The organism is Streptomyces kronopolitis, assembly GCF_014646275.1.
GTDB classification, from domain to species: domain Bacteria; phylum Actinomycetota; class Actinomycetes; order Streptomycetales; family Streptomycetaceae; genus Streptomyces; species Streptomyces kronopolitis.
This window is the reverse complement of sequence record NZ_BMND01000023.1, coordinates 75,804-90,690: the sequence shown is the minus strand read 5'-3', so window position 1 is coordinate 90,690 and position 14,887 is coordinate 75,804. Positions and strand designations below refer to the sequence as shown.

Sequence of the window (14,887 nt, the reverse complement as noted above, 5' to 3'; positions counted from 1 at the left end):
CCCTCACCCTTTCACTACTTAATTAGTGGAATGCATCAGAGGGGGACGGCGATGCGGCCGATGACCAGGGGCGAGGCGGCCGTCAGGGCCTCGGGGCGCACCGCCATCGAGGCGATCGGCCTCGGCCGGCGCCACCGCCGCCGCTGGGTCCTGCGCGACTGCACCTTCCGGCTGCCGGCCGGCCGCATCTGCGCACTGGTCGGACCGAGCGGCGCCGGCAAGAGCACCCTGCTCTCGCTGGCCGCCGGGCTGACCCGCCCCACCGAGGGATCGATCCGGGTCCGCGGCGAGGCCCCCGCCACCGCCCAGGCCCGCCCCGTCGTGGCCCACCTCGCCCAGGACAAGCCGCTCTACCGCCGGCTGACCGTCGCCGAGACGCTGGAGCTGGGCCGCGCGCTCAACCCCGGCCGCTGGAACGGGCGGTACGCCGAGCGGCTCGTCGACGACGGCGAGATCCCCCTCGGCGCCCGCGTCGCCACCCTCTCCGGCGGGCAGCGCACCCGCCTGGCGCTCGCCCTCGCCTTCGCCAAGCGCCCCGAACTCCTGCTGCTCGACGAGCCGTTGGCCGACCTCGGCCCGCTCGTACGGCACCGGATCGCGGCGCTGCTGCTGGCCGAGGCGGCCGAGCACGGCACCACCGTGGTGCTCTCGTCGGACCTGCTCGCCGAGCTGGACGGGGTCTGCGACTACCTGCTGGTGCTGCGCGACGGCCGGGTACGGCTCGCGGGCGAGGTCGACGACGTCATCGGGGCGCACGCCCTGGTGATGGGCCGGCACCGGGGGCCGGGGCTGCCGCCGGAGGTCGCCGCGCACCCGGTCGTCGAGGCCCAGCTGTCCGGGCCGCGCTTCACCGCGCTCGTACGGCGCGACGGCCGGGTCGCCGCCGGGCCCTGGGAGACCGCGGAACCGTCCCTGGAGGAACTCCTGCTCGGCTATCTCCGCGCGCCCGGCGCGCCCGAACTGATCGCGCCGAGCGCGGAGCCGGTCTCCGCACCGCCGCGCCGCCGGCCCGGCCACAACCCCGGCATCCCCGGCATGCCGCGCAACGGACCGCCCCGCCCGGCGTGGCTGCCGGGCGGCCGGGAGAGCCCGCCGCGCGGCACGGAACGCACACGGCACGACCATCACAGCGGCAAGGGAGCGGCGGCATGACCAGCACGGCACACCTCGGGGCGAGCGGGCACGAGCGCACCGCGGACACACCGGAGCGCCCCCGCCCCACGGGCGGCCGCGGACCGCTGGGCGGCCTCGTCTGGCTGGTCTGGCGCCAGCACCGGCTGGTCTTCGGTGTGCTGCTCGCCGCGGCGGCCGGCGGCGCGGTCTGGTGCGCGGTGCTGCGCGGGCGGATGGCCGCGTTCATCGACGCGCACCACATCGCCGGCTGTTCGCAGATCTCCCTCGTCGCGCGCTGTTCGGACACCCAGGGCCCGGTCACCGCCTTCCGCGACGCCTACAACCCGTCGATGAAGCTGGCCGAGGCGGGTCTGGTGCTGCTGCCCGTACTGGTCGGCGTGTTCCTGGGCGCCCCGCTGATCGCCCGGGAGCTGGAGGCCGGCACCCACAAGCTCGTGCTGTCCCAGTCGGTCGGCCCGCTGCGCTGGCTGGCGGCGAAGACGGCGCTGCCGGCCGTCGTCGTGGTCGCCGCCGGCGCGCTGATGTCGGCGGCCTACACCTGGCTCTGGCAGGTCGGCGGCGACGAGGTGTCCGGCGCGTACTGGTACTCCACCCTCGGCTTCAACTCCCTCGGCCCGGTGCCCGTCGCCTACGCCCTGCTGGGCCTGGCGATCGGCACGCTGACCGGTCTGCTGCTGCGCCGCACGGTGTCGGCGATGGGCGTCACGCTGGCCCTCATGGCGCTGGTGCAGTACGCGTTCGCGGTGCTCAGGCCCCATCTGCTGCCGCTCGCCACGGCCAAGTTCGGGAACAGCGAGCCGACCCAGGTGGCGGACAGCTCGTGGCTGGTCGACCAGGGGTACTACACGACCTCGGGCGAGCGGCTGCCCGAGGTGCCGTGCCGGCCCGACCAGGACTTCGACGGTTGTCTGCGGCAGCACCACGTGGCCGGCCAGTACATGGACCACCACCCGGCCTCGGACCACTGGCCTCTCGCGTTCTTCGAGGCCGGTCTCGTGCTGGCGCTGGCGGCGGTACTGACCGTGCTCGCCTTCCGGGTGATGCGGCGCCGCCACGGGTGAGAGGGGCTGCATTCCCCATTTCCTCTTACCCGTTTCCTTCTCCGGGGCCTTCCGGTCCGCGCCCGCTCTCCTCGGCAGGATTTCCTTCCGGGGGGAGAGGGGCTTTTCGGGGTGTTCCGGTGGTCAAATGCCTTGAGGGTGGGCCGCGTTCGCCATATGTCGTGATGGGACGGGGCGGTGGCGCGACGCCCCACCCGTAACCGCATCACGCGCCCCCGACCCGGCGGCCGGCTCCCGCCCCTCCCCGCCTCCCTCGCCGCGAGAATCCGAGCGGCAAAAGGCGGAAAACCCCATGCGCGATAAACGGAATCGGGGGAGCGAGGGCAAGGAAAGGGGGAGTGGGGAATCGAGGAAAGGGAGAAACGCAGGTCACGGCGAATTCCGTAGCCCTCTCTCCACACCCCCCGCTTGATCGCAAGTGATCCAAAAGGGCCCCGGGAATTTCCCGGCTCCCGTCTATAATCGGGCGTGTGACCACGGCCGCGTCGGGGCAGGCACCAGGGGCGCGTCGCACCGCGGGGCCCGGCGCAGGGCCGGACTCCGGGAGGCGCCGCCCCCGGCGCGCCGCGTCGCCCGACGGCACCGGACCCGGCGTCCCCGGGCCCGCCACCCCCGGAATGCCCCGGGGAGTAGCACCCCGCTTGCCTGGCGGCCATATCCGCGTTACCGGCGATTCAACGTCGCTTGCGAGCATCGCTGAATGCAGCCCGCTGTGCCGAACGTCCCGACCTACAGGCTCCATGTCGCGCCGCCGCTTCTTCCCGACGCGCCTGGAACCCCGGGTACGCGGAAGAATAAGGACATGAACCAGCAGCCCAGCGCTCAGGCACAGGTCCAGCCCGAGACGTCGACCCCGAAGCCCCCCAAGGCCGCGCCGCCCTCGGCGCAGCCGTCGGTGGGCTCCATCGCCGCGCACCGCCCGCAAGCGGTCCGTGGGACGGTGCCCGGGCTGGAACCCGACCTCGACGCCGATCCCGATGCGTACGAGGACCGCGGCGTGGTGGGCGTGGACGGCGAGGAGCTGCCCGGCGACCGGTTCCTGGACCGCGAGCGCAGCTGGCTGGCGTTCAACGAGCGGGTGCTGGAGCTGGCCGAGGACCCGGCCACCCCGCTCCTCGAACGGGCGAACTTCCTTGCGATTTTCGCCAGCAACCTGGACGAGTTCTTCATGGTCCGGGTCGCCGGACTCAAGCGGCGGATCGCCACCGGCGTCGCCACCCGCTCCGCCTCCGGACTCCAGCCCCGCGAGGTGCTGGACCTGATCTGGACCCGCTCGCGCGAGCTCATGGCCCGGCACGCCGCCTGCTACCAGCAGGACGTCGCCCCCGAGCTGGCCGACCAGGGCATCCATCTGATCCGCTGGCCCGAGCTGACCGAAAAAGAGCAGGCCCGCCTGTTCACCCTCTTCCGCCAGCAGATCTTCCCGGTGCTCACGCCGCTGGCCGTGGACCCCGCGCACCCCTTCCCGTATATCTCCGGCCTCTCGCTGAATCTGGCCGTCGTCGTGCGCAACCCGGTCAGCGGCCACGACCACTTCGCACGGGTCAAGGTGCCGCCGCTGCTCTCCCGCTTCCTGGAGGCCTCCCCGCAGCGCTACGTCCCCATCGAGGACGTCATCGCCGCGCATCTGGAGGAGCTGTTCCCGGGGATGGAGGTGCGCGCCCACCACATGTTCCGGGTCACCCGCAACGAGGACCTGGAGGTCGAGGAGGACGACGCGGAGAACCTCCTCCAGGCCCTGGAGAAGGAGCTGATGCGGCGGCGGTTCGGCCCGCCGGTGCGCCTGGAGGTCGAGGAGTCCATCGACCCGGCCGTGCTCGATCTGCTCGTCCAGGAGCTGAAGATCTCCGATGCCGAGGTCTACCCGCTGCCCGGCCCGCTGGACCTCACCGGCCTCTTCGGGATCGGGGCCCTGGACCGGCCCGAGCTGAAGTACCCCAAGTTCGTCGCCGGCACCCACCGCGACCTCGCCGAGGTGGAGTCCGCCTCCGCCCCGGACATCTTCGCCGCCCTGCGCGCCCGCGACGTCCTCCTGCACCACCCCTACGACTCCTTCTCCACCTCCGTGCAGGCGTTCCTGGAGCAGGCCGCGGCCGACCCGGACGTCCTCGCGATCAAGCAGACGCTCTACCGCACCTCCGGCGACTCCCCGATAGTCGACGCCCTGATAGACGCCGCGGAGTCCGGCAAGCAGGTCCTCGTCCTGGTCGAGATCAAGGCCCGCTTCGACGAGCAGGCCAACATCAAGTGGGCCCGGAAGCTGGAGGAGTCCGGCTGCCATGTCGTCTACGGCCTGGTCGGCCTCAAGACGCACTGCAAGCTCTCGCTGGTCGTCCGCCAGGAAGGCGAGATGCTGCGCCGCTACTCCCATGTGGGGACCGGCAATTACCACCCCAAGACGGCCCGGCTCTACGAGGACCTGGGGCTGCTGACCGCCGACCCGCAGGTCGGCGCCGACCTCTCCGACCTGTTCAACCGGCTCTCCGGCTACTCCCGCCGGGAGACCTACCGCCGCCTGCTGGTCGCGCCCAAGTCCCTGCGGGACGGCCTGATACAGCGCATCACCACGGAGATCGACCACCAGGGCGCGGGCCGGGTGGCCTACGTCCGCATCAAGGTCAACTCGATGGTCGACGAGGCCGTCATCGACGCGCTCTACCGCGCCTCGCAGGCCGGTGTGCCGGTCGACATCCTGGTACGCGGCATCTGCGCGCTGCGCCCCGGAGTCCCCGGCCTGAGCGAGAACATCCGCGTCCGCAGCATCCTCGGCCGCTTCCTGGAGCACTCCCGGGTCTTCGTCTTCGGCAACGGCGGCGAGCCCGAGGTGTGGCTGGGCAGCGCCGACATGATGCACCGCAATCTGGACCGGCGGATCGAGGCACTGGTGCGGGTCGCCGACCCGGCCCACCGCATCGCCCTCAACCGGCTGCTGGAGACCGGGACATCGGACACCACGTCCTCCTGGCACCTGGGCCCGGACGGCGACTGGATGCGGCACGCGGTGGACGCGGACGGCGCGCCGCTGCGCAACGTACAGGAAATGCTCATTGACGCCCGGAGGCGCCGGCGTGGCCCAGCGACATGACCAGCAGACCGGAGGGCCGGCGGGTCTTATCGGCATCGGATACGAGTTCGGCGGGGCGCGCGGAGCCCGTTCCGCCGTGGTGGACGCACCCCGCGCGGAAGACGGCAGCCCCCATGGCATCGCACCCCGACCGCTGATGACCCACCCCACCGCGGACGACGACGCCGCCCGCCCCGGCACCGGCATCGGCACCCGTACCGCCGAGGAGGTCCTCGCCGGCTATCTGCACCAGCAGGCCGCGGAGTTCCTGCGCAGCCTGCGGCTGCACCGCGAGAGCGGCGCGGACGCGGAGGGCGCCGGCGACGCGGCCCGCCAACTGCGCCGCGCCGCCCGCCGGATCAGCGCCACCCTGCACACCTACCGGCCGCTGACCGAGGAGGCCTGGGCCGACCAGCTCCGCGCCGAACTCGGCTGGCTGTCCGGCACCCTGGCCCGCGAACAGGCCTGCGCGGCCCGCCGCGACCGGCTGATGGCGGCCCTGCAACGGCTCACGGGCCGCGGCGAGCGGCCCGACCCCGGCGGCCCCGACGACCGGGGAGCCCGGCCGAAACGCGACCAGCGCAACGGACGGGACCGCACCGGCCGCCCCGCCGCCGCGTCCACAGCCCCCGAGGCCGCCCCCGAGGCCGCCACCGAGCCGGATCCCGACGGCGCCCTGGCCGCCGGTGCCGCGCGGGCCGGGGCGCTGCTCGACCGCCAGCTCACCCTGGCCCGCACCCGCGCCCACTCCGCCGCGCTCCAGGCCCTGGGCTCCTCCCGCTTCCACGCCGTCGCCGACTCCGTGGCGGTGCTCGCCTCCGAGGCCCCGCCGGCCGGCAAGAACGGCGAACTGCCCGCCGCCGAGGCGCTGCCACCCCTCGCCGACCAGGCCTACCGGCGGCTGGTGGAGGCGGTGGCCGCGCTGCCGCTCTCCCGCGCCGGCTACCCGTACAACGCCGCCGCGCTCGCCGCCGACCAGCGCCAGGACGCGCCCTGGCACCAGGTCCGGATGCTGGTGCGGCTGAGCCGCTACGCCCGGGAGGTCATCGCTCCCGAGGACGCCGAGCAGCGGCTGGCGGAGGCCGGCCGCGCCCTGGAGTGGCACCGCGACGCCGCGGAGGCGGCCGCCGCGGCCACCGCCGCGGCCCGCACCCCCCGCATCGCCCCGGCCACCGCCTACGCCCTCGGCGTGCTCCACGCCGACCAGCGGCACGAAGTGGAAGCGGCCCGCTTCGCCTTCGGCCGGGTATGGCTGCCGCGCCCGCCCGAGCGGACCGGCTGAGGAACACCCGGCAGACCCGACGCATGCCATGACCGACCGGAAGGGGATGAGGACGTGACGGTGGTGCAGCGGCCGGTACGGGCGGCGGGCTGCGTCCTGTGGCGCCGCGCGGCCGGCGAGGACGGCCTGGAGATCGCCCTCGTCCACCGCCCCAAGTACGACGACTGGTCGCATCCCAAAGGCAAGTTGAAGCGCGGCGAGAGCGCCCTGGCCGGAGCGGTCCGCGAGGTCGCCGAGGAGACCGGCATGTCCTGCCGCCCCGGCGCCCCCCTGCCCACCTCCACCTACGTGGCCAACGGCCGCCCCAAACAGGTCCGTTACTGGGCCGCCGAGGCCGTCGCCGGCGCCTTCACCCCCAACAACGAGGTCGACCGCCTGGAATGGCTCACCCCGTCCGCCGCCCGCCACCGCCTCACCCAGGAACGCGACCGCCCCCTGGTGGACGCCCTGCTCGCCGCCCTGCACCTGGCGTGAGGGCCCTCCCGGGGATGCCCGGGAGGGCCCTGGGGTGTCGTGGATGGGGGTTCAGACGGCCTGTGCCTTCGCGTACTCGACGAAGTGCGACCACTGCTGAGCGGGGAAGGCGAGAGCGGGGCCGTGCGGGTCCTTGCTGTCACGGACCAGGAACTCACCGGTGGCCGCCGCGTGCTCCGGTGCCCACTCGATGCACTGTCCGCCGTTTTCGCTGTACGAGGATTTGATCCAGCGGAGGGATTCGGTCACGGGGTGCCCTTTCGCAACTCATTGATCATGGCTACGGTCGCCGCCTGGGAGAGGGCGCCGGCCTGTAGCTGATGGTAGGCCGTCAGTATGGGCAGCACCGAGGTACTTTCCCGCTCGAGATGGCCTCGTTGCGACGACTCCGCGTACGACATGAGCGAGCGATCCGACAGTGTCAGCACCGTGATCGGGAGGCTGAGCGGGCGGCGTTCCCCCATGTCGAACGGGGCGATGTGGAGCACCGTGTTCGGCAGCTCGGCGAACTCGATCAAGCTCTCCAACTGCGCTTCCATGACAGCCGGTCCGCCGACGGGCCGACGTAGGCAGCTCTCGTCCAGCACCACGAAGACCAGGGGCGGAGGCGTACGTACCAGCGCCGCTTGCCGTTCCGTCACGAGCGACAACCGCTCGTCCGCCTGCTCGGGCGCGATCGCTCCGCGTTTGACGGCGCTTTCGACGATTACGGACGCATACTCCGGTGTCTGCAACAGACCCGGAATGACGCCCACTTCGTACAGCCGGATCTCCGCCGCGCGGCCCTCGTAGCCGACGTACTCCGGGAAGCCCTCCAGCAGGCTGCCGTGCTGGATCTCGCGGAACTGCCGCTCGAAGGTGTCCACGGTGCCTGCGATGCCGAATACGCGGTCGGCACTGCGCGAAAAGCGCAAGGTCGGGGGCTTGCGACCAGTTTCGACCGCTGACACGTGTGTACTGGAATACCCCAGACGCTCTGCAAGCTCCTCCTGCGTCCAGCCGCGTGCCTCCCGCGAGCTGCGTAGACGCGCCCCGAAGGCTTCCCGAGGGCTGTGGTCCGGCGTCAATTCCTTGCGATTCAAGGAGCTTTCACCAACGCTTCCTCCATCTCTGACAAGTTGAACGGCTTCCGACTGTAGGCCAGCCTGAGTCGTCCCGGTAGTGGAATGACTACAGAGAGGAGCGGTCGTTGTCGCAGAGGCAGACTCCCCCCGACCGCCCTGCGGCGGCTCGGCACCGCAGCGGCACGGACGAGCCGGCAGACGAAACAACCGGCCCCGACGACCACCCGGAACACGAGCGGGGCAGAGACGCTGACGCCGACACCGACTCGGACAGCGAGGCGTTGACGAGCCTTCGGGCGCGTATGCATCGGGACTACGCGCGGTGGCAGCAGTACGGGCCGCTGGGGCGGTCGTTGTGAACTGCGACGAGTGCCGGACGCTGCGAGCCGAACTGGCGGACGCGGTGCGGCGCGGCGACAAGTCGAAGGCCGTCGACTGCCGCGTGCTGCTGAGGCGGCATCCCCAGCACGACGGAGTGCCGGTCGAGGGGGAGGAGGCGTAGTGGGTCTCCCGGCCGTGCGCGAGACCGCCGCTGCCCCCTTTGCCGGAACGCCGTACGAGAACAGCCCCCAGGGGCCGTGGACGCCATACGGGGGCGCGCTGGACGTGACATCCGGCGTGGTCCACATCCCCCGTTCCGGCGCCCTCGATCCGGACGACAGGCCCCTCCGCCACCGGCGCGGACGGGGCGGTCACTCCGCTCGTGGGCCTGTCCGTCGCCACGGACAGGCCCTCCCCGAGCCCACACCGGGCCGGGCCCGACAAAAGAAGGAGATCGAGCAATGATCGCGACCACCGAAACCGCCAAGACGACTCAGGCGACCGAGACGACCGCGAACGCGACCCGTCCCTGGGGCGCCGACCGGCTCGCGCCGTATCCGAACACCGTTCGCCGCCCGCACGCCACCGTCGCCATCGACCCCGCCACGCAGCTCGGCGTCTTCCGTGACCGTGCCGGCGACATCGTCGAGATGGGCAAGCACGGCACCAGCTCCGGTACCGAGACCTCGACGACCACGAATGCGGACTCGCAGAACGACCAGGGCCACGACCAGGACAGCACGCAGGACTGATGGCCGTGACCGAGGAGAGGCCGGTTCTCGTGGTCACCGAGGCGGACGATGTCACCGCCGACATGGTGATCACTGAACTCAACCGGCGCGGCGTACCGGTGGCCAGGGTCGATCCCTCCGACATCGGTGCGGGCCTGACGGTCTCGGCTCGGTTCGGTGCCTGCCCGGCTCCCGTGGCCGGGCAGGTGCGTACCCGGTCGAGAACCGCCGATCTGACCCGTGTGCGGGCGGTGTACTGGCGCCGCCCCGTCTGGCCCGCTTTCCCCTACCTGAGCGAGGACGACGCGCGGTTCGCGGCCGCGCAGGTGCGCCACGGGCTCGGCGGCACCCTCTACGCGCTCGACGGCCCGCTGTGGGTCAACCACCCGCTCCGCAACGCCGCCGCCGACTACAAACCCGCACAACTCGCCGTCGCCCAGCGGCTCGGCCTCACCGTGCCACCCACGTTGGTCACCAACGACCCAGCCGAAGCAAGGGCGTTCATTGATGACCATGACCAGGTGATCTACAAGACACTGCGGTGGACCCCGTACGAGCGGGACGGAGTCCCGGTGACGGGATGGGCGGATCCGGTCACGGCGGATGAGATCGACGACCGCGTGCGCGTGACACCGCACCTGTTCCAGGCCCGCGTGCACAAGGCCGCCGACGTGCGGGTTCTGGTGGTCGGCCGGCAGATCTTCGCCGTACGCATCGACTCCGGCCTGCTGGACTGGCGCAAGGACTACTCCGCGCTCTCCTACGCCGTGACAGACCTGCCCGCCCGCCTGAGCGCGGCACTTCTCTCCTTCCTGGATCACTTCGGGCTGGTGTCCGGGAGCTTCGACCTCGCCGTGGACCGGGCGGGGGACCACTGGTGGCTGGAGCTGAACCCGAACGGCCAATGGGGGTGGCTGGAAGGGCCGACCGGGCTCGACATGTCCGCCGCATTCGCCGAACTGCTGACGCAAGGGAGTACCCATGACTGACACCGCGCCCGAGCGGCGTGCGCTCGCCGACCGGCTGGAGAAGGCCGGAGTCCTCACCACTCCCGCATGGCGAGCGGCGGTGGAGGCCGTTCCCCGTGAGCTGTTCCTGCATCCCGGAGTGTTCCTGCCCGAGGAGGGCGGCCGCTGGCGGCCGGTCACCGCGCTCGGGTCCGATCCCGCCGAGTGGGTGGAGATCGCCTACAGCGACCGGTCCCTGACCACGCAGCTCGACGGACACCTGACCGCCGACCAGGCCGGCGACCTCGTGACGGGCTCGCCCACGTCGTCCTCCACCACCCCGGTCACCGTGCTGGACATGATCGAGCGCCTGGAGGTCGAAGACGGCCACCGCGTGCTGGAGATCGGCACCGGCACCGGGTATTCCTCGGCCCTGATGTGCCACCGGCTCGGCGAGGACAACGTGACGACGGTGGAGGTCGACCCCGCCGTGTCGGCCCGTGCGGACGCCGCGTTGGGGACGGCCGGATTCGAGACCTGGACCGTGACCGGGGACGGGCTCCTCGGCCATCCCCGCCGTGCGCCGTACGACCGTGTCATCGCGACCTGCGCCGTCCGCCGCATCCCCTACACCTGGCTCAGGCAGACCGAGCCGGGCGGCATCGTCCTGGCCACCGTCGGCGGCTCCTGGGGCTACGGCACGGGCCTGGCCAGGGTCGTCGTGGGCGCGGACGGCACCGCCGAGGGCAGGATCACCGGCCCCTCCTCCTTCATGCAGGCACGGTCCCAGGCCGCACCACCGGTCACCGGGGACCTGTCGGCCCGCACGGCCTACGCCGACAGCGAGCGGCGGACGGAGTTCCCGCCCACCCTGCTGGAAGACTGGATGCCTGCTTTCCTCGCCCAACTCATCGCCCCAGGGGCGCAGTTCGTCCGCGCCGCGACGCGCGAAGGCGCCCCGCTCCGGTACGTCTTCGATCCGGCCCGCGAGTCCTTCGCCGAGTTCACCGCGGCCGGCGACGCCTGGACGGTCCGCCAGGGCGGTCCCGTGGCGCTGTGGGACGACATCGAACGGGCACTGGCCGCGTGGCAGGACGCGGGAAGCCCCGACATCTCCGCCGTGCGCCTCCACATCACGGACCGGGCCCACACCTACTGGGTCGAGGACCACCCGCTGCTCATCTGGCAACAGCCTCTCGTGTGAGCGACGGACGCCAATGCGCGGCCCGCAATATCCCCCTCACGAATCCGAAACTGACCCGTCGGATCCGCGATGCGGTGATTTCGCCGGGGGCACGTAAAATCGCGGTATGGCACAGAAAGTAATCACCATCTACGCGGATGATCTCACGGGTGAAGAGACCGCCGAGGTCAGCACGCACACCTTGTCTCTTGACGGCGTCACTTACGAGGTCGACCTGGGCCCGGACAGCTACGACAAGCTGCTGGAGGCCGTCGCGCCGTTCACGCGGGTGGGCCGCCGGACGCGTAAGTCGAGGAAGTCGCGGCAGCAGGCGGCGAGCGGGGAGGACACCGCCGCCATCAGGGCCTGGGCGAAGTCGAAGGGGTACGAGGTCAGCGAGCGCGGCCGGGTGCCCGCCTCCATTCGTGAGGCCTACGCGCAGGACAAGAAATAGCCGGTAAATCCGGGAGAGAAGGAAGAGCCGGAAGGCGCGGAAATCCGCCGGGGCCCCTGTGGACGGGGGTCCCGGCGGGTGTCTGTGTGAGGGGGTGGCCGCTTCCTGGGATATGGGATATGGGGGGTGGTTCGGCGGCTTCGCGAGGCGGGTTCCGTCGTTCTTCGGGGGCCCGGATTCGGGTCCGGAAAGCGCACGGAATTCCGCCGGTGCATGGCTCGGCGGCGGCCGGGAGTTAAATGGGACAAGCGGGAAGCTGTTGCTGTAGTGGCGAGTGGGAGGGGTGTCGTCCTCGCCGTACCCGCACTCGCATCCGCGCCCGCGCCCCGGCCGGCGCCAGAAACGTTCCGTCGTCGTTCGGTCACGTTCGGTGATTTCGCGCCGCGGGTGGGGGCTTCCGGCCAAGTCGGGCGGGCGTGGTTGTGCCGCCTGCCGCATACCGGACACAGTGGGCGAGGTTCCGCGCCGGGTATGCGAGTTTCCTGCCGCTGGGCCTCGTCTGGTCTGTCTATCCCTTCTGCGTGGTTCGGGGGCTGGAAGCTGTGACAGTACGTGTGGGAGACATCCGGGACATCCTTGAGCGGGCGGCGCCGGGCGGCGCCCCGGAGATCCCGGCATCCTTTCTCGGTGACGGCGCCGTGGAGCTGGTGTTCCGCGGCACGATGCTGCGCGTCGACGGCGCGAGGTGCGACCCCAAGGAGCTGTGGGTCACCGGACATGCCGCCACCACCGCGTCGTCGGCGCCGATGCCGGTGCGCATGGAGTTCACCGGCGAGGACGAGCTGGTGACCGGCGCGCTGGCCGCCGTCGATCTGGGGGCGGGCCGTGCGCTGCTGCTCGTCGACGGTGCCCCGGCCGGCGCCGAACTGCTGCCCGGTGCCTGGGTGGTGAGCGACGGCCGCTGCCTCCCGCTGACCGTCCGGCGCCCGGTGCCGGGGGCCGACCCGGAGCGGCTGGACGGGCTGGGCCGGGCGCTTCCCACGGTTCGTCTGCGGACCGCCGCCGAGCGCGAACGGGCGCGCGGGCCAAGGGCGTTGCTCACCGAGCACGGCATCCTCGCCCCCCGCCCCCCGGCGCGCCGCCGCCAGGGCGTGCGGCTGCTCGACTCCCCGGCGGTGCGCGGCTGGTCGCCGATCGGTACGCCCGGCGGCGAGAACGGGCTGAGCATCGACTATGTGAATCCGCCGCTGCGCATCGCCGGGGCGCTGACCGCGCTGCCCGCCGCCCCGCCGTACAAGACCGTGGTCGGCGGGGTGCTGCTGGTGGACACCGGGGCGTTCAACGGCTCCGCCATGGGCGCGTACGTGGTGCCCGACGGCAGCGGGGCCGAGCCGTCCCTGTTCGCGTACGGATCGCTGGGCAGCGAGACCGGGTTCGGGCCGCCGCTGTTCCAGGTGCGCGGCATCTCCGCCGGGTTCGGCTGGAACAGCCGGGTGCGGGTGCCGTCGGCCGACGCGCTGGGCGGCTTCCCGTTCCTGATCGCCCTCGACAACCCGGGCGAGATCGGCGCCGACGACGAGGAGGTCGATCCGCTCAAGGTGCTGAGCGAGCTGATCGGCGGCTCCAACCCCTGGGTGCGGCCGCAGGAGGGCGATCTGTGGTTCGCCGCCGGTCTGGCCTTCGACTGCTTCGAGACCCTGCGCGGCCACGCCATGGCGCTGGTGCAGACCGGCTCGGACCTGACGATCAGTCTGCTCGGGGTGGCCGGCGCCCAACTGCCCACCAAGAGCGACAAGAAGATCGCCCGGGTGGAGATCGGCATCGAGGCCACGCTGAGGCCCACCGCCGGGGAGCTGAGCATCAGCGCGGGCTTCACCGAGAAGACCTTCCTCATCGACCCGAACTGCAAGCTGCGCGGCGGCGTCGGGATGAAGTTCTGGTTCGGGGAGCACGCCCACGCCGGTGACTTCGCGCTGCTCCTCGGCGCGCTGCCGCGCGGGCGGGAGCTGCCCGCCCGCTACCCCAAGCAGCAGCCCGCCGGCATCACCTGGGGCGTCGGCTCCACGGTCAACATCACCGGCAGCGCGTACGCCGCGTTCACCCCGAAGTCGCTGATGGCCGGCGGCGGGCTGGACGTGACCTTCCAGTCGGGGATGCTGCGCGCCTGGCTCAGCGCTCGGTTCGACGCCCTGCTGGAGTGGAATCCGTTCTACTTCGATGTGGGGCTCGGGATCAGGGTCGGCGTCTCCGCCACCATCAAGGTGTGGTTCGTCAAGATCAGGATCTCCATCGAGGTCGGGGTCAGCCTGCGGGTGTGGGGGCCCGCGGTCGGCGGCGAGGCCACCGTCCACCTCTGGTTCATCTCCTTCACCATCGGTTTCGGCGCGGCCCGCCGCAGCGGCGAACCCGCCCTGGGCTGGGGCGGCTTCCAGGGCATGCTGCCGCCGCCCGAGAACATGGTCCGCACCACCCCGGTCAGCGGCTACACCGGTGAGGGCGCCCCGGCCACCCGCGGCGGGACCGCCCCGTGGCTCGTCGACAGCGGCGGCTTCACCTTCACCGCCGACACCCAGGCGCCGGTCAGCAGGCTGTACCTGGACCGCGACAGCACCACCCCGGTCGAGACCGACGACACGCTGGACATCCTCCCCATGCGGCTCAAGGACCGGCAGAGCGAGCTGCGGGTGTGGCTCGCCTACAACGGCTCCGACGGCGGCCCGGGCGCGGAGAGCCTGGCGGACTGGGGCCGTACGGTCCTGCGCGGCAGTGTGCCCAACGGCCTGTGGGGCGAGCAGCCGGACGCCCCCGGGGAGGGCCTGATCCCCGGGCGGATCCTCGGGGTCCGGCTGGTGTCGCCGCCGGTGGACCACGGCACCTCCACCGGCTTCATCGACGAGAAGGGCATCTCCTTCGACCCCATCGCCCCCGACGGCGACCAGCCGCTGTCCGCGGGCGAGGAGGCGTCCGGGCCCGTGCCGCGGCGGCCCGGCGGGGTCATCGGAAAGATCACGGGCGGCATCGACACCGCCGGCACCCGCGGCAACCGCGCCGCGCTGGCCGAGGCGCTCACCCGGCTCGGCGCCGGAGCAGGCGCCCTGGACAACGACCTGAGCGGATACGCCCACGCCGCGGGCACCGCCTTCACCGCCGAACCGATGCTGGTGCCCGCCGGCTGACCCGCCCGGTCCGCACGCACGGACCCGCCGGGCGCCCACCGTGCACACCGGCCCGG

Annotated in this window: 13 protein-coding genes; 11 read left to right on the top strand and 2 right to left on the bottom strand. The window is 72.2% G+C overall.

Annotation, left to right across the window (positions count from 1 at the left end; translation table 11 throughout):
• Positions 1-30: 30 nt before the first annotated feature.
• From IEY78_RS23300 to IEY78_RS23280, 5 genes are all read left to right on the top strand, one after another.
• Positions 31-1,152, top strand: a complete 1,122-nt coding sequence (locus IEY78_RS23300; RefSeq protein ID WP_444544922.1) for an ATP-binding cassette domain-containing protein — start codon at positions 31-33, stop codon at positions 1,150-1,152.
• Positions 1,149-2,195, top strand: a complete 1,047-nt coding sequence (locus IEY78_RS23295; RefSeq protein ID WP_189101294.1) for an ABC-2 membrane transporter-related protein — start codon at positions 1,149-1,151, stop codon at positions 2,193-2,195. The genes IEY78_RS23300 and IEY78_RS23295 overlap by 4 nt, the downstream gene beginning before the upstream one ends.
• Positions 2,196-2,997: 802 nt before the next feature.
• Positions 2,998-5,280 carry an RNA degradosome polyphosphate kinase gene (locus IEY78_RS23290; protein ID WP_189101292.1) on the top strand — a complete coding sequence of 761 codons (2,283 nt, stop codon included), beginning with the start codon at positions 2,998-3,000 and terminating at the stop codon, positions 5,278-5,280.
• Positions 5,243-6,541, top strand: coding sequence for a CHAD domain-containing protein (locus IEY78_RS23285; protein WP_189101290.1), 1,299 nt, complete (start codon positions 5,243-5,245; stop codon positions 6,539-6,541). Before IEY78_RS23290 ends, IEY78_RS23285 begins: the two co-directional genes overlap by 38 nt.
• Positions 6,542-6,595: 54 nt before the next feature.
• Positions 6,596-7,015, top strand: a complete 420-nt coding sequence (locus IEY78_RS23280) for an NUDIX hydrolase (RefSeq protein WP_189101288.1) — start codon at positions 6,596-6,598, stop codon at positions 7,013-7,015.
• 51 nt (positions 7,016-7,066) lie between these two features.
• Here the strand turns inward: IEY78_RS23280 and IEY78_RS23275 are convergent, their stop codons facing one another.
• Together IEY78_RS23275 and IEY78_RS23270 are read right to left on the bottom strand one after the other, a co-directional pair.
• On the bottom strand, positions 7,067-7,264 hold the full coding sequence (locus tag IEY78_RS23275; RefSeq protein ID WP_189101286.1) for a DUF397 domain-containing protein: 198 nt from the start codon (positions 7,262-7,264) through the stop codon (positions 7,067-7,069).
• Positions 7,261-8,097 (bottom strand): helix-turn-helix domain-containing protein, encoded by an 837-nt coding sequence (locus tag IEY78_RS23270; protein WP_189101284.1) that lies wholly within the window; start codon positions 8,095-8,097, stop codon positions 7,261-7,263. Before IEY78_RS23270 ends, IEY78_RS23275 begins: the two co-directional genes overlap by 4 nt.
• Before the next feature lie 337 nt (positions 8,098-8,434).
• On the opposite strand from IEY78_RS23270, the gene IEY78_RS23265 reads away from it, so the two are divergent.
• The 6 genes from IEY78_RS23265 (at position 8,435) to IEY78_RS23240 (ending at position 14,831) form a co-directional block, all read left to right on the top strand.
• Complete coding sequence (locus tag IEY78_RS23265; protein WP_189101282.1) at positions 8,435-8,581, top strand: hypothetical protein; 147 nt, start codon at positions 8,435-8,437, stop codon at positions 8,579-8,581.
• Positions 8,582-8,861: 280 nt separating this feature from the next.
• Positions 8,862-9,152 (top strand): putative ATP-grasp-modified RiPP, encoded by a 291-nt coding sequence (tgmA, locus tag IEY78_RS23260; protein WP_189101280.1) that lies wholly within the window; start codon positions 8,862-8,864, stop codon positions 9,150-9,152.
• Between the two features lie 5 nt (positions 9,153-9,157).
• Positions 9,158-10,120, top strand: coding sequence for an ATP-grasp ribosomal peptide maturase (gene tgmB / locus IEY78_RS23255; RefSeq protein ID WP_189101278.1), 963 nt, complete (start codon positions 9,158-9,160; stop codon positions 10,118-10,120).
• A complete protein-coding gene (tgmC, locus tag IEY78_RS23250; protein WP_189101276.1) occupies positions 10,113-11,282 on the top strand; it encodes an ATP-grasp peptide maturase system methyltransferase in 1,170 nt (389 codons plus the stop codon). Before tgmB ends, tgmC begins: the two co-directional genes overlap by 8 nt.
• Before the next feature lie 106 nt (positions 11,283-11,388).
• Positions 11,389-11,715 (top strand): histone-like nucleoid-structuring protein Lsr2, encoded by a 327-nt coding sequence (locus IEY78_RS23245; protein ID WP_189101274.1) that lies wholly within the window; start codon positions 11,389-11,391, stop codon positions 11,713-11,715.
• A 554-nt stretch (positions 11,716-12,269) separates the two neighbouring features.
• Positions 12,270-14,831, top strand: a complete 2,562-nt coding sequence (locus IEY78_RS23240) for a DUF6603 domain-containing protein (RefSeq protein ID WP_189101272.1) — start codon at positions 12,270-12,272, stop codon at positions 14,829-14,831.
• Positions 14,832-14,887: the final 56 nt, after the last annotated feature.

What these genes read in the sequence shown, in the direction of transcription:
- IEY78_RS23300 (WP_444544922.1), top strand. Translation starts at nt 31, where the DNA reads ATGCATCAGAGGGGGACGGCGATGCGGCCGATGACCAGGGGCGAGGCG.
- IEY78_RS23295 (WP_189101294.1), top strand. Translation starts at nt 1,149, where the DNA reads ATGACCAGCACGGCACACCTCGGGGCGAGCGGGCACGAGCGCACCGCG.
- IEY78_RS23290 (WP_189101292.1), top strand. Translation starts at nt 2,998, where the DNA reads ATGAACCAGCAGCCCAGCGCTCAGGCACAGGTCCAGCCCGAGACGTCG.
- tgmA (WP_189101280.1), top strand. Translation starts at nt 8,862, where the DNA reads ATGATCGCGACCACCGAAACCGCCAAGACGACTCAGGCGACCGAGACG.
- tgmC (WP_189101276.1), top strand. Translation starts at nt 10,113, where the DNA reads ATGACTGACACCGCGCCCGAGCGGCGTGCGCTCGCCGACCGGCTGGAG.
- IEY78_RS23245 (WP_189101274.1), top strand. Translation starts at nt 11,389, where the DNA reads ATGGCACAGAAAGTAATCACCATCTACGCGGATGATCTCACGGGTGAA.